13 protein-coding genes are annotated in these 13199 nt (G+C 69.0%); 5 read left to right on the top strand and 8 right to left on the bottom strand.

The window, feature by feature from the left end; translation table 11 throughout:
- The first annotated feature begins 9 nt into the window (after window positions 1-9).
- Window positions 10-2733, top strand: coding sequence for an AbfB domain-containing protein (locus ACOCEP_RS32535; protein WP_482333037.1), 2724 nt, complete (start codon window positions 10-12; stop codon window positions 2731-2733).
- Window positions 2734-2815: 82 nt separating this feature from the next.
- Complete coding sequence (locus tag ACOCEP_RS32530) at window positions 2816-3568, top strand: LysR family substrate-binding domain-containing protein (RefSeq protein ID WP_482333035.1); 753 nt, start codon at window positions 2816-2818, stop codon at window positions 3566-3568.
- A 74-nt stretch (window positions 3569-3642) separates the two neighbouring features.
- Here the strand turns inward: ACOCEP_RS32530 and ACOCEP_RS32525 are convergent, their stop codons facing one another.
- The 4 genes from ACOCEP_RS32525 to ACOCEP_RS32510 all read right to left on the bottom strand — a co-directional run bounded on the left by ACOCEP_RS32525 (window position 3643) and on the right by ACOCEP_RS32510 (window position 5783).
- Window positions 3643-3993 carry a DUF5997 family protein gene (locus tag ACOCEP_RS32525; protein ID WP_482339861.1) on the bottom strand — a complete coding sequence of 117 codons (351 nt, stop codon included), beginning with the start codon at window positions 3991-3993 and terminating at the stop codon, window positions 3643-3645.
- A 75-nt stretch (window positions 3994-4068) separates the two neighbouring features.
- Window positions 4069-4338 carry a PASTA domain-containing protein gene (locus ACOCEP_RS32520; RefSeq protein ID WP_482333034.1) on the bottom strand — a complete coding sequence of 90 codons (270 nt, stop codon included), beginning with the start codon at window positions 4336-4338 and terminating at the stop codon, window positions 4069-4071.
- A 27-nt stretch (window positions 4339-4365) separates the two neighbouring features.
- On the bottom strand, window positions 4366-5391 hold the full coding sequence (locus tag ACOCEP_RS32515) for a DUF1648 domain-containing protein (RefSeq protein WP_482333033.1): 1026 nt from the start codon (window positions 5389-5391) through the stop codon (window positions 4366-4368).
- Window positions 5388-5783: a GntR family transcriptional regulator gene (locus tag ACOCEP_RS32510; RefSeq protein WP_482333031.1), complete on the bottom strand. Its 396-nt coding sequence runs from the start codon at window positions 5781-5783 to the stop codon at window positions 5388-5390. Before ACOCEP_RS32510 ends, ACOCEP_RS32515 begins: the two co-directional genes overlap by 4 nt.
- Window positions 5784-5853: 70 nt before the next feature.
- Here ACOCEP_RS32510 and ACOCEP_RS32505 point away from each other — a divergent pair, with 70 nt between their 5' ends.
- Window positions 5854-6216, top strand: coding sequence for a hypothetical protein (locus ACOCEP_RS32505; protein ID WP_482333030.1), 363 nt, complete (start codon window positions 5854-5856; stop codon window positions 6214-6216).
- On the opposite strand, the gene ACOCEP_RS32500 is transcribed toward ACOCEP_RS32505, so the two are convergent.
- On the bottom strand, window positions 6213-6707 hold the full coding sequence (locus ACOCEP_RS32500) for a hypothetical protein (RefSeq protein WP_482333028.1): 495 nt from the start codon (window positions 6705-6707) through the stop codon (window positions 6213-6215). The two genes, ACOCEP_RS32505 and ACOCEP_RS32500, sit on opposite strands and share 4 nt — an antisense overlap.
- Window positions 6708-6921: 214 nt before the next feature.
- On the opposite strand from ACOCEP_RS32500, the gene ACOCEP_RS32495 reads away from it, so the two are divergent.
- Window positions 6922-8058, top strand: a complete 1137-nt coding sequence (locus tag ACOCEP_RS32495) for a serine hydrolase domain-containing protein (protein WP_482333027.1) — start codon at window positions 6922-6924, stop codon at window positions 8056-8058.
- 552 nt (window positions 8059-8610) lie between these two features.
- The gene (gene fusA / locus ACOCEP_RS32490; protein ID WP_482333025.1) at window positions 8611-10647 is read left to right on the top strand and encodes an elongation factor G; all 2037 of its coding nucleotides are present in this window, start codon (window positions 8611-8613) and stop codon (window positions 10645-10647) included.
- A gap of 96 nt (window positions 10648-10743) precedes the next feature.
- Here the strand turns inward: fusA and ACOCEP_RS32485 are convergent, their stop codons facing one another.
- From ACOCEP_RS32485 to ACOCEP_RS32475, 3 genes are all read right to left on the bottom strand, one after another.
- Window positions 10744-11511 (bottom strand): PE-PPE domain-containing protein, encoded by a 768-nt coding sequence (locus tag ACOCEP_RS32485; RefSeq protein WP_482333023.1) that lies wholly within the window; start codon window positions 11509-11511, stop codon window positions 10744-10746.
- An 83-nt stretch (window positions 11512-11594) separates the two neighbouring features.
- Complete coding sequence (locus ACOCEP_RS32480) at window positions 11595-11873, bottom strand: VOC family protein (RefSeq protein ID WP_482339860.1); 279 nt, start codon at window positions 11871-11873, stop codon at window positions 11595-11597.
- The gene (locus ACOCEP_RS32475; protein WP_482333021.1) at window positions 11779-13167 is read right to left on the bottom strand and encodes an MFS transporter; all 1389 of its coding nucleotides are present in this window, start codon (window positions 13165-13167) and stop codon (window positions 11779-11781) included. The genes ACOCEP_RS32480 and ACOCEP_RS32475 overlap by 95 nt, the downstream gene beginning before the upstream one ends.
- Between the last annotated feature and the right edge of the window lie 32 nt (window positions 13168-13199).

Raw genomic sequence — 13199 nt, 5'->3', positions numbered from 1 at the left:
GGAGATCGCATGCACCGAAGAACCGCGCGCGCCCTGAGCGTCGTGGCCGGTCTGCTGGCCGCCGCGACGACACTCGTCCCCGTCGCCCAAGCCGCCCCCGTCCCGCTCCCGACCCCGTGGACGGACCAGGTCTCCCCGTCGAACGCGCTGCCCGAGTACCCGCGCCCGCAACTGGTGCGCACGGAATGGCTCAACCTCAACGGCACCTGGGGTTTCACCGGCGCGCCGAACCTGAACTCGCCGCCGATCGGCAGGCCCCTGGGCGAGAACGTTCTCGTGCCGTACCCGATCGAGTCGATGCTTTCGGGGATCAAACGGCACGAGGACGCCATGTTCTACCGCCGGACGTTCACCGTACCGTCCACTTGGGACGGTCGCCGGGTGAAGCTCAACTTCGGCGCCGTCACCTGGGAGACCAGGGTCTGGGTCAACGGGACGTCGATCGGGAGCCACACCGGTGGTTTCGACGCGTTCTCGTTCGACATCACGCCGGCGCTGAAGGCGGGGGAGAACGAGATCGTCGTCGGTGTCGCGTCGCCGGTCGACGGAAGCCGGTACCCGGTGGGGAAGCAGCGCAAGACCCCCGACGGAATCTTCTACACGGCGGCGTCGGGGATCTGGCAGACCGTCTGGCTGGAGCCTGTGCGTACCGAGCACATCACGCGGCTCGACACCACTCCCGACGTTCCTGGTGGTGCGCTCGACCTCGTCGTCCAAGGGACCGCCGGGCAGCAGGCGACCGCCGAGGTGCTTTCGGGCGGGCAGGTGGTCGGGACCGCCACCGGCGCGGTCGGTTCCCACCTGCGGATCCCGGTACCGAACGCGCGGCTGTGGTCGCCGGACGACCCCTTCCTCTACGACCTGCGCGTGCGGTTGCCGGGAGGCGACGCCGTCACCGGGTACTTCGGCATGCGGTCGTTGGGCAAGGCGATGGTCGGCGGCGTGATGCGGCCGCTGCTCAACGGGAAGTTCGTCTTCCAGCTCGGCACGCTGGACCAGGGATATTGGCCGGACGGCATCTACACCGCGCCGACCGACGAGGCGCTGCGGTTCGATCTCGAACGTCAGAAGGCGCTGGGCTTCACCATGGTCCGCAAGCACATCAAGGTCGAGCCCGCGCGGTGGTTCTACCACGCCGACCGGCTCGGGCTGATGGTCTGGCAGGACATGCCGTCGCTCGACTCGATCGACGAGGTCCCGAACGGGCACGCGAACTTCGAGTCCGAGCTACGGCGGATGATCGAGCAGCACAAGGGCATCACGTCGATCGTGCAGTGGGTGCCGTTCAACGAAGGCTGGGGCGAATACGAGGCCGGGCGCATCGTGGACCTGGTCCGCTCGATCGACGGCACCCGGCTGATCAACCACAACTCCGGCTCGAACTGCTGTGTGTCGGATCCGGATCCGGGCAACGGCGACGTGATCGACGATCACGCGTACCAGGTCTCCACCGGTACGAGGCAACCCGACGCCCGCCGGATCGCCGTCCTGGGTGAATACGGCGGCCTCGGGAGACGCGTCACCGGGCACGAATGGGAGCCGGGCAAGGGCTTCGCGTACGGCGCGTTGTATCCGGACGAGACGTCGCTGACGAACCGGTACGTGGAGATCACCAAGCAGGTCGGGCGGTTCGTGCACGGCCGAGGGCTTTCCGCGTCGGTCTACACCGAACCGTACGACGTCGAGAACGAGGTCAACGGCTTCTACACCTACGACCGCCGCGTGCTGAAGATGACCGAGGCGCGGGTGCGTGAGATCAACCAGAAGGTGCTCGCCATCGCCAAGGGCACCGAGGTCGGCCGGGGCGAACTCGTGTCACTGCGGGTCACCACGGCGGGGTACACGGATCGCTACCTTCGCCACCAGGACGACTTCGTGAGGACCGACGTCCTGGGCGAAGGCAGTGCGGACCTCGCCAAAAAGGACGCCACGTTCTGGGCTCGGCAGGGGCTGGCCGACGCGTCGTGCCTGTCGTTCGAGTCCCGCAACTACCCCGGGCACTTCCTGCGGCACGCGTCTTCGCGGATCCGCAAGGACGCGAACGACGGCTCGGCGCTGTTCGCCGCCGACGCGACCTTCTGCGCGAGGGAGGGCGCCGGCGGAACGGCGCTGGAGTCGTTCAACCAGCGTGGCGCGTACCTCCGGCACTACGCCGAGACCGTCTACCTCGCGCGCAGCGGCGGACCCAACCCGTGGGACACGCCGTCGAGCTTCGTGGCGGACACGACGTGGGCGGCAACGGTCCCGCTTTGGCGCAGCGGCGCGGATCTGCCGCTGGACCAGGCGCGGTCGTTCAAGGTGACGACTCCCGGTTTCACGGATCGTTTCCTGCGCCACCGTGACGGCCTCGCGCGGACGGACGTGGTGAACGGCTCCAGCCCGGCGTTGCTCAAGGCGGACGCGACATTCGTCGTGCGGCGCGGTCTCGCGGATCCGTCGTGCTACTCGCTGGAGGCGCGCAACTATCCGGGCAATTTCCTGCGGCACGCGGACTTCCGGGTGCGACTGGGCGGGAACGACAACACTGACCTGTTCCGGAAGGACGCGACATTCTGCGCCCAGCCCGGGTCCGGTGGAGTGCGGCTGGCGTCGCTGAACGAACTGGGCACGAACATGCGGCACTACGCCGAAGAGGTCTACGTCGCCACCAGCGGCGGTGGCCACGCCTTCGACAATCCGGTCTCGTATGACCAGGACGTGACGTGGGCGGTCTCGGCGGCTTGGGCTCCTTAGCGGGTCTCGTGAGTGGTAACGACGGTTAGAACCGTCCTTACCACTCACGAGGGCGACGACCACTCCCGGTAACCTTTCCTCCATGACCGGCCCGGACACACCCAAATCCTTCAAGCTCGCGTACGTCCCCGGCGTGACGCCCTCGAAGTGGGTCCGGATCTGGGACGAGCGGTCGCCCGACGTCCCGCTCGAACTCGTCCAGACGACCGCGGCCGAAGCCGCGTCGCTGGTCCGCGAGCGCGAGGTGGACGCCGTTCTGCTGAGGCTCCCGATCGATCGCGAGGGGCTGCACGCGATCCCGCTCTACACCGAGACGACCGTCGTGGTCGTTCCCAAGGATCACCTGGTCGCCGCCGCGGACGAGGTCTCCGTCGACGACATCGCCGACGAGATCGTGCTGCACCCGCTCGACGACACGCTGGACTGGGACGCGCCTCCGGGGAAGCCCGCGCTGGAGCGACCCGCCACCACGGCCGACGCCATCGAGCTGGTCGCCGCGGGTGTCGGGCTCCTCGTCGTCCCGCAGTCGCTCGCGCGGCTGCATCACAGGCGTGATCTGACCTACCGCCCGATTTCCGGCACGCCGGAATCCGGGGTCGCGCTGTCCTGGCCGGACGACGAGACCACCGACCTGATGGAGCGGTTCATCGGGATCGTGCGCGGCCGCACGGTCAACAGCACGCGCGGGCGGCAGCAGGCTCCCGAAAAGCAGGCGCCGGAAAAGAAGACTCTGCCGAAGAGCAAACGCCCGCAGCCCGGCGGCCGGAAGCCGCCGGCCGGGAACCGTCGTGCTCCCCAGGGCGGGAAACGCGGCAAGCCTCGTCGGCGTGGTTAGCGTCGGGCAGCTCCGGAGGGCGTCGCGAAAGTGGCTTTCGCGACATGATCGCTGGTCTCGCGCCGGCGTCCAGGTCAGCCTTCGCTGCGGGCCGCCTTGAGGCGTGCCTCCTCCTTGCGTACCTCGGCCTGCGTCTCGCGCTCCCGCCTCAGCCAGTCCGGGTTCTCGTTCTTGACCGCGTCGATCTGTTCGGTGGTGAGGGCGCCGGTGATCCCGCCACGCGCCAGACCGCTGATGGAGACGCCCAGCTTCGCCGCGATGACCGGACGCGGATGCGGCCCGGTGCGGCGCAGTTCGCGCAGCCACTCGGGCGGCTCGGTCTGCAGCGCGTTCAGCTCGTCGCGGGAGACGACACCCTCCTGGAACTCCGCCGGGGTCGCCTCCAGGTACACACCCAGCTTCTTCGCCGCTGTCGCGGGCTTCATCGTTTGAGGGGTTTTCTGCGACGTCATCCCCTCAGGGTAACGAGCCGCCCTGGCACCGCCGATCACACCCGGTGATCAGCCCTCGGCCTGGTCTTCGAGAAGGTCCGGCGGCGGCCGCCGCGGCTCGCGGACGCCGGCGGGGTCTCCGCCGCCGGTGATCCAGACGGTCACCACGCTCCACCGCGGCAGCCGCGTTCCGGCCGCGGGTACCTGCGCGACGACCCGGCCGTTCAGCAGGGGATGTGGGCTGTCCGGATCGGGACCCTGCAGCGACAGGCCCGCCTCGTGCCCGGACAGCCAGGCGTCGAGAGCCTGCTTTCCCACGAAGTCCGGCACCACGGCCACGGTTCCTCACCCACGACCACGGTACCGTCAGCCGCCCTTCGCCGGGAGGGTCACGACGCCGATTCCGGTGAGTACGCCGAGCACGGCGACCGCGGCGAGCACGACCCAGGCGATCGGATGCCCGATGTTGAGCGTCCAGTAGGTCCCGACCCGCCGGTGCACCAGAAGCGCGGGGTCGTTCCGGTTCAGGTAGACCATCCCCGCGGCGTGCCAGTAACGGTCGTCGTCGCGCTGTTCGTACCGGGTCTCCGGTTCCCCGCCGGTGGGTGACAACCGGTGTCCGGCGTCGCCCGCCCGGACGGAGAAGACGATCCACGCGAGGAAAGCGGCGAGGAGGGGCAGGTAGGCCACGATCGTCGTCGCGACCGTCGTTTCCACGACCTCCCAGAGCTGGAGGGAAACGACGAGCATGGTCGCGTTCACGCAGCCCGCCGAGACCAGCAGCAGACTGAGCACCCCGTGCAGGTACTCCCGGTACCGCGAAGCCGACGCGGACGGCTGTGCGGCGTCGACCTCGGGCCGGGCCCGCGAGATGGCGACGGTCAGGGGCGGGATGAGCACGAGGACCAGGAATTGCGTGAGGAGCGTCGAGAACTTCGACGTGCCCACGACCAGGCCGATGACCGCCGTGACGACGGTGAGCAGCACGGCGGGCCCCAGTAGGGTCCACTGTGGACGGACCGGATCCGAGCGCAGCGAAGTGTCGGAGGTGACCGCCTGCCTTGTCCCGGCGTACCAGCCCTCCTCGTGTTTCGCGGCGGCGATCGACCGACCGGCCATGCCGCCGATCAGCGAATAGACCACGACGAGACCGATCAGGACGATCTCGGGCGCGACACCGCCGATGAGGACGATGACGCAGGCGGCGACCGCGCCCACCACGATTCCCACGGTGTAGCGACGGCGCGCGCGCCGGATGACGGCCCCGCCGGTGCGCCGTGCCGGGACCCGGACACCGAAGGGGAGGGTCGGCCGCGCCAGCGCGGGTGCCGAGGCGAAGGTGGCCGCGGTGAACGCGATCAAGGCCAGGTTCAGCCAGAGCGGTCCGGTCATCGGCGGGCGCTCACGGCGAAGGAATCCAGCACGGACTCGCAACGGCTGGTCACCTCACGCGGGCCGAGGCCCAGAGCGACGGCTTCGGCGAGCAAGGTGCGCAACCGTTCCTGCCATTCGTCCGCGTAGCCGTCTTCCGCTGGACCGGAGGACGCGTCGCGCCGGACGACCGCGCCGGTCTTGCGGTTGATCCGGATGAAGCCCTGCGTCCGGAGCAGGTCGTAGGCCTTGTTGACGGTGTGGAAGTTGATCCCGAGATCGGCGCCGAGCTGCCGTGTGGAGGGCAGGGCGCTGCCCTCGGTCAGCACGCCGTCGGCGACGGCTTCGACGACGCGGTCGCGGATCTGCTGGTAGATCGGAACCTCGCTGTCGAGGTCGAGAGTCAGCAACACCCGCCAAGGATATCTGCTATACACTTGCTATAACAACTACATCAGCTGGCTATGGAGGGATGTGGTCACGATGGCGACGGTGGACATCACCGACGGCGGAGTACGGGTGAGGTTCTCGTCCTGGGAACGGCTGGCCGTGTGGCGCGACGAAGTGGTCGTGCCGCGAGCGGCGATCAACTTCGTCGAGCAGGTCGACGCGCCCTTGCGACGGACGCGCGGGGGACGGGCGGGCGCACTGATCAGCGGAGTGCTGAAGGTCGGCTACTGGGGCCTGGGCACAGGGGTCCGTCAGCTGGTGTCGGTCCGCAGGGGTGTGCCGGGGCTCCGGATCGAAATCGATCGCGCGGCCGCCGGGCTCTCGTTCGACGAGGTGCTCGTCAGCGTGCCGGACGCGGCGGCACTCGCCGGCGCGCTCGCGCCGAGCAAGGTCTAGAGGTAGTCGAAGAACCGGTTCCACCACGACGGCGGCCGGTCCCGGGGGTAGAGGGTGTCGAATCCGCTGATCCCGGTGTACTTGGTCCACAACGGGTGTTCGGAGACGGGCAGGTAACCGAGCGCTGCCAGCTCGTCTTCGATCTGTCTCCGGGCCGACGCCGGGAAGAACTCCCGTTCCTCGTCTTCGTCGTAGCTGCCCGGATTCCCCAGTGTCACCGCGACGAGACCGCCGAAATTGCTGACCGTGACGGTCACCCGGTCCCGGGCGGGGATCGCGCTCGCCGGGATCACGATCCGGCCGAGATGGCTGGCGTCCTGGACGTGGCGGTCGGCTTCGCAGGTGCAGCCGAATCGGTGGCCGAGCCGTTCGGCCAGTCGCTCGAATCTGGCCCGTTCGGCCGGTCCGTCGAAGTCGTGCGGCACCTCCCAGTGGCCGGGTTCGTCCAGCTCTCGCAGCATTGCCCAGGTCTGCTGTTCGTCGAGGGGCATCGTCGCCTCCCGGCCTCGGGTGGTCTAGTCCACTTACCGAACCGACCTTAGTCAGCCACCGCCCGCGCGGACAATGGTGGGACGAATTCCGGTCCGAAAATTTTCGGCACGGTAGTGCCAGCACTACCCGGGATCCGGCAGCCAGCACTCCTGATCTCGGCGTCAGGTTCGGCCAGGGTCGTAGGTGTCGATCAGTTCGAGCGAGGGAGTGGGAATGAACGTACGCAAGAGTGTCGTGGTCCTGACGGTGGCGGGCCTGCTGGGCGCCACGTGGACCACGACGGCGGACGCGGCCCCGGCCAAGGGGGCCGAGCTGCAGAAGAGCTTGGACTCGTTGGTGCGCCAGGAGAAGTTCCCGGCCGCGCTCGCCTATGTGGCGGAAGGAAGGCGGACGGCGTCACTGGTCGCGGGGTCTTCGCGGATCGATCGTCAGGTCCCGGTTCCCCGGGACGGCATGGTCCGGGCGGGTAGCAACACCAAGACGTTCACCGCGGTGGCGGTCCTGCAGTTGGTGGCCGAGGGCAAGGTGGAACTGGACGCGCCGATCGAGAAGTACCTTCCCGGGGTCGTCCGTGGCGAGGGCATCGACGGCAGCAAGATCACCGTCCGGCAGCTGTTGCAGCACACCAGCGGGCTGCCGAACTACACCGAGTACCTCGGGCTGGAGAACTTCGAGCAGGTTCAGCACAGGTACTTCCCGGTCCACGAACTGCTCGCCGCGGCCTTGCGTCACCCGGCGAAGTTCGCGCCCGGCACCAAATGGGAGTACAGCAACACCGGCTACCTGCTGGCCGGCATGCTGATCGAGAAGGTGACCGGACGCCCGCTCCAGGAGCAGATCACCGAACGCGTCATCAAGAAGGCGGGACTCAAGCAGACCTATTGGCCGCAGGTCGGCGACCAGACGATCCAGGGACGGCACCCGCAGGGTTACGCCATCGGCGACGCCGCCACCGGAAAGGTGGTCGACGCGACCGAGCTGGACCCGTCCTGGGGCGGAGCCGCGGGGCAGCTGATCTCGACGCCCAGTGACCTCGGCAAGTTCTTCAAGGTGTTGCTCGACGGCAGGCTGCTGCCCGCCGCTCAGCTGGCCGAAATGCGGAAGACGGTCGACGCACCCCTGTTCCCCGGTACGAAATACGGCCTCGGCCTGATGAGCAATCCGCTCAGCTGCGGTGGCGTGTACTGGGGGCACGGCGGGGATATCCACGGCTTCGAAACCCGCGGCGGGGCCACGGAGGACGGCCGGATCGTCGGGCTCGCGGTGACCGCGATGCCGGGTACCTTCGGCGACGGGGAGAAGGGTTCCCAAGCGGTCATGGCCACTGTGGACGCCGCGTTCTGCAGGTGACGGGGCGGGGGGCGTGAGTGGGCGATCCGGGTTCCGGCTGCTGCAGGCCCCAGGTTCCGGTCCGTGAAGCATGGGAGTACTGGAGGCGGTGTCGCGAAAGCCACTTCCGGGACATCAGGTGTCCCGAAAGTGGCTTTCGCGACAGCTGGCCAAGCCCAGCACCCAGCAAGACCCCGACGGCCAAGAACCTCGTGGGCCGTACGGAGCCCATGATCACCGGAAACTCATCGGCTCCGCCCGGTTTTCCGCCGAATCCGCGGAAAACCGGTTCCCGGCCCACATCCGGATGGCTACACTCCTGGCGAATCATCCCGGCGAGGAAGGACAGGACAGTGCGTCATCACCACGCCGTCGTCGTTTCCTCGGCCCGCTACGAGGTGATCCTCGTGTCTCCGCGCTTCCGGTGCCTGCCGCGCGGCTAGCACCGGCTCGCTGACGAACGCCTGACTTCTTCGCGCCCTTCCCGTCGTGCTCGACGGCGAGGGCGCCTGCCCGCGTTCGCCCGAATCGCGCGATCCGAGCTCTGGAGATCACTTTCGAAAGGCCCGCGCCATGCGCACCGTTCCGCTGTCCGCTGTCCGCAATCTGGGCATCCTCGCCCATGTCGACGCCGGCAAGACCACCCTCACCGAACGGATCCTGTACGTCACCGGCACCACCTACAAACGCGGTGAGGTCCATGACGGCACGACCGTGACCGACTTCGATTCCCAGGAGCGAGACCGCGGCATCACCATCTTCGCCGCCGCCGTCAGCTGTACCTGGGACGGCCATCTCGTCAACCTGATCGACACGCCCGGCCACGTCGACTTCTCCGACGAGGTCGAGCGGTCGCTCCGGGTCCTCGACGGTGCCATCGCGGTCTTCGACGGCGTCGCCGGGGTCGAACCGCAAAGCGAATCGGTGTGGCGCCAGGCCGATCGGCACGGTGTACCGCGGATCGCGTTCGTCAACAAACTCGATCGCGCGGGCGCCGACCTGGACGCGGCCGTGGAGTCCATCCGGGAGCGGCTGCATCCGCGTCCGCTGGTGGTCCAGCTGCCGATCGGGGCCGAAGACGGTTTCGTGGGCGTCGTCGACCTGCTGCGGATGCGGTCTCTCGTCTGGGCCGACGGCGCCGGCCGGGCCGGGGAAGGACCGGTTCCGGAGTCCCTTGTGGACGAAGCGAACCGGCGCCGCCGGCTGCTCGAAGAGGCTGTGGCGGAACTCCATCCGGCCGCGCTGGAGGAGTTCTGCGAATCCTCGGCGGTGTCGACCGGCACGCTGGTCTCGGCGCTGCGCGAGCTGACCCGCACGGGAGAGGGCGTCGTGGTGCTGTGCGGCTCGGCCTACCGGAACCGCGGTGTGGAGCCGTTGCTGGAAGCGGTGGTGGCGTATCTGCCCTCGCCGTCGGATGTTCCACCGGTCCGGGGCGACTACGAAGGCACGGCCCAGGAACGGCGGGCCGATCCGTCGGCACCGTTCGCGGCACTGGTGTTCAAGGTGACCTCGACCGCCACCGGGCGGCTGACGTACCTGCGGGTCTACTCGGGCACGATCCGGACTTCGGAGGCGGTGATGGACGTGGGTGGTGGTCGTGTCGAGAGAGTCGGCCGCATCCTGCGGGTCCAGGCGGACCGGCACACCAGGGTGGACAGTGCCGTCGCGGGCGACATCGTCGCGGTGGTCGGGCTGAAAACGGCGCGCGCCGGCACGACGCTGTGCACCCCGTCGGCGCCACTCCTGCTCGAGCCGCCCGTCGTGGCCGATCCGGTCGTGTCGGTCGCCGTCGAGGCACGGACGGGAACCGACACGGAACGGCTGACGACGGCGCTGGCGCGGCTGGTCGAAGAGGACCCGTCGCTGGTCATCCGGACCGATCGCGAGACCGGCCAGACCCTGCTCTCGGGAATGGGTGAGCTGCACCTGGAGGTGGCGGTGGAGAAGATCCGGCGCGACCAGGGGCTGGACGTCGGCGTCGGGCGGCCTCGGGTCGCCTACCGGGAGACGGTGGCGCGCGGTGTGTCCGGTTTCGTCTACCGCCACGTCAAGCAGGATGGCGGCGCCGGGCAGTTCGCCCACGTCGTCATCGACACGGAACCGATGGAGGGAGGGGACTTCGCGTTCGAGTCCACTGTGGTCGGTGGCCGGGTGCCGAGGGAATACGTCCGCGCCGTCGAGGCGGGTTGCCGTGACGCGCTGGCCGAAGGCCCGCTCGGTGGGCATCCGGTGACCGGTGTCCGGGTCACCCTGACCGACGGGGCCACCCATACGAAGGACTCGTCGGAGATGGCGTTCCGGACGGCAGGGCGGTTCGCGCTCCGGGCGGCTTTGGCCGCCGGCACGATCACACTGCTGGAGCCGGTCGCGGAAGTGACCGTCACCGTGCCCGAAAGCGCCGTCGGCGTGGTGCTCGGTGACCTCGCGGCCCGGCGTGGCCGGGTGCTGGGTTCGGTGGTGCGCGCGGGAACGACCGTGGTCACCGCGACCGTGCCGCTGGCCGAACTGTTCGGCTACGCGACGCGCTTGCGCAGCCGGACCCAAGGCCGGGGCACGTTCACCGCCAGGCCGACCGGCCATGCTCCGGCACCGGTGGAGCCGGTCCGGTAGCTCGACGATGGCCCGCCCACGGCACTGTGGGCGGGCCATCGCCCGAACCGCTGTCACCCGGCGATCGGGCGCCGGGTGACAGCCGTCTTCAGCCGGTCAGGCCACCGGCCACGGCGGACTGCAGTTCTGCCGCGGCAGCGCGTGCGATCCGTTGGTGTACACGCCGTCCGCGATCGTGTCCTCCATGATCGACCGGCGATCGGCAGGACGCGCCCACTGGTAACACAGGTGCTGGGCGAAGTACCCGCCCGGCGCTTCGATGGTGTCGAAGTGACAGACACCGTCGGTTTCGATGCAGTAGCGGATGTACGGGATGCCACCGAAGTCGGTGCGGCCGGGGCCGAACGACACGTAGCCGCCGAACGGCGACGGCGCACCCGTACCCGCCGGGAGCACCGCGCTGATCCCGCGTCCCGGCGGACCGACGGGCTGCATCGGGTCGGCGAAGATCTTCGCCCTGAACCGTGACTTGTCCACGGCCAGTTTCCCGTCGGCGATGTCGTTGAGCACCAGGTTCGCGACCAGCGCGCCCTGCGAGTAGCCGACGACGGTGAATTCGGCGCCGGGGTTCTCGTCGAAGGCGCTCTGGGCGACACGACGGGCTTCTTCGTGCCCGCGCGCGACGCTCTGGTCCATCGGCGTCTGGTCGCAGTTCGGTGCTCCGGCTGCCCCTGCCGGGTAGTGGACCACCTTCTTGATCCCGCCCCGCAACCAGGCGTCGTTGTACACGGTCGCGGCCCCGTCGCAGGTGCCGCCGATGAGGAGGTAATAGCGCGCCTGGTCGGCCTGTGCCGTCGGCGCGACGGCGCCGAGCAGGCCGGCGGCCAGCGCGGTGGCAGCCAGGACCCCCCTGAGTTTCTTCATACGTCGTTCCTTTCGTTCGACTACGGTGCGTGTTCGAACGCTAGGGACGAGTCATGAAATTTTGATGAAACCCCCTTCGGCCGTCAGCGGTGGGACAGGATGTTGATCACGTGACCGCTGGGATCGCGGACGAAGAACCGCCGCACACCCCAGGGCTCGTCGGTCAGTTCGTGCACGATCTCGGCGCCGGATTTCTTGGCCGCCGCGTAGCGCGCGTCCACGTCGTCGACCTCGATCGAGGCGACCGGCACGACGGGCGCCGTCTCGTCATGGGTCATGAGGCTCAGCTGGACCTCCGGCCGCTCCGGATCGGCCAGGGTCACGATCCAGCCGTGGTCCATCACCACCGCGAAGCCGAGCACCTGCACGTAGAAGGCCTTCGCTTCCTCCAGCGTCCGGGTTTCGAGGTCGGTGACCACTCTGTTGATCGGCATGTGCGGATACTGGCACAGGGGTCCGACGGTTTCGGGGGAGCAGGAGCGGGGTCGCCAGCATGAGCGCGCCCGCGATGCCGACCGCCGCGCGAGGTCCGGTGAAGGCGGCGAGCAGGCCCCACATCGCGGTCAGTGACGCGGTGGTGAGCTTGCCGGCGATCGACCAGGCCGACAGCGTCCGCGCCGCGCGGTCGAGGGGAACCTGTTCGAGCCTGCTGGTGGCGAGTACCGGGTTGAAGACGCCGATGCAGGTGATCAGGCCGAATTCGACGACGATCACCAGGATCAGGCCGGGAACACCGGGCTGGACGAACACCAGCCCGACGGGCCAGCAGATCCGCAGCCAACCGGCGACGAAGAGGACCCTGTCCCGGCCGTACCGGGCGACCACGGTCCGCGAGAGCCTCGCCCCGATCAGCCCGCCGAGACATGGCACGGCGAAGGCCACCGCGTACTCCCACGGAGCGAAACCGAGGTGTCCGAGCATCAGGACGGCCATCAGCGGCGCGGTCGCCATGATCAGGCCGTTGACCACGATCGTGTTGACGAACAGCGGCCGCAGCAATGGGTGGGTGAGGATGAACCGCCAGCCTTCCCGCAGGTCGCGGCCGGTCAGGCGGGGCCCTTCCGGTTTCGCGGGTGGCGGCTCCGAACCACCGGCAGCCCGGATCCCGAGCGCCGAAAGCAGATAGCTGACCGCGTCGGCGGCGATCGTGATCACCGGCCCGAACAGGCCGACGGCGAAGCCGCCCAGCGGCGGGCCGAGGACGGTCGCCGTCCAGGTCGTCGATTCGAACCGGGCGTTCGCGACCAGCAGGTCTTCCCGCGGCAGCAAGGTTTTGAGGAACGCCCCACTCGCCGCCAGGAACGTGATGTCGGCCGCGGCGACGACGACGGACACGGCGAGAAGCTGGCCGAAACCGAGCAGCCCGAACGCGTACGCCACCGGGACGGTCAGCAGCGCGCCACACCGGACGAGATCCATCGCGATCATCACCGGCCGTTTGCGGCGGAACTCGACCCAGGGGCCGAGCGGCAGCGCGACCACCGCACCGGCGACGAGCCCGGCGGACGCCAGGAGCGACACCTCCGTGGTGTCCGTGCCCAGCGCCACGATGGCGATCAGGCTGAACGCGTCGAACGCGAACCTGGTCCCGAACGCGCTCGCCGCGTACGCCGCCCACAACCAGCCGAACCGTCGCCCCAGCGATCTCCCACCCACTCGCGAGATCCAAGCAAGCCGGGACGCGCAAG

Source organism: Amycolatopsis sp. CA-211722 (assembly GCF_056828465.1).
This window is presented reverse-complemented; position numbering and strand designations above follow the sequence as displayed.

Excerpts from the sequence above, each read along its gene's own strand:
- ACOCEP_RS32535 (WP_482333037.1), top strand. The coding sequence starts at position 10 with ATGCACCGAAGAACCGCGCGCGCCCTGAGCGTCGTGGCCGGTCTGCTG.
- ACOCEP_RS32530 (WP_482333035.1), top strand. The coding sequence starts at position 2,816 with ATGACCGGCCCGGACACACCCAAATCCTTCAAGCTCGCGTACGTCCCC.
- ACOCEP_RS32525 (WP_482339861.1), bottom strand. The coding sequence starts at position 3,993 with ATGAAGCCCGCGACAGCGGCGAAGAAGCTGGGTGTGTACCTGGAGGCG.
- ACOCEP_RS32515 (WP_482333033.1), bottom strand. The coding sequence starts at position 5,391 with ATGACCGGACCGCTCTGGCTGAACCTGGCCTTGATCGCGTTCACCGCG.
- ACOCEP_RS32505 (WP_482333030.1), top strand. The coding sequence starts at position 5,854 with ATGGCGACGGTGGACATCACCGACGGCGGAGTACGGGTGAGGTTCTCG.
- ACOCEP_RS32500 (WP_482333028.1), bottom strand. The coding sequence starts at position 6,707 with ATGCCCCTCGACGAACAGCAGACCTGGGCAATGCTGCGAGAGCTGGAC.
- ACOCEP_RS32495 (WP_482333027.1), top strand. The coding sequence starts at position 6,922 with ATGAACGTACGCAAGAGTGTCGTGGTCCTGACGGTGGCGGGCCTGCTG.
- fusA (WP_482333025.1), top strand. The coding sequence starts at position 8,611 with ATGCGCACCGTTCCGCTGTCCGCTGTCCGCAATCTGGGCATCCTCGCC.
- ACOCEP_RS32485 (WP_482333023.1), bottom strand. The coding sequence starts at position 11,511 with ATGAAGAAACTCAGGGGGGTCCTGGCTGCCACCGCGCTGGCCGCCGGC.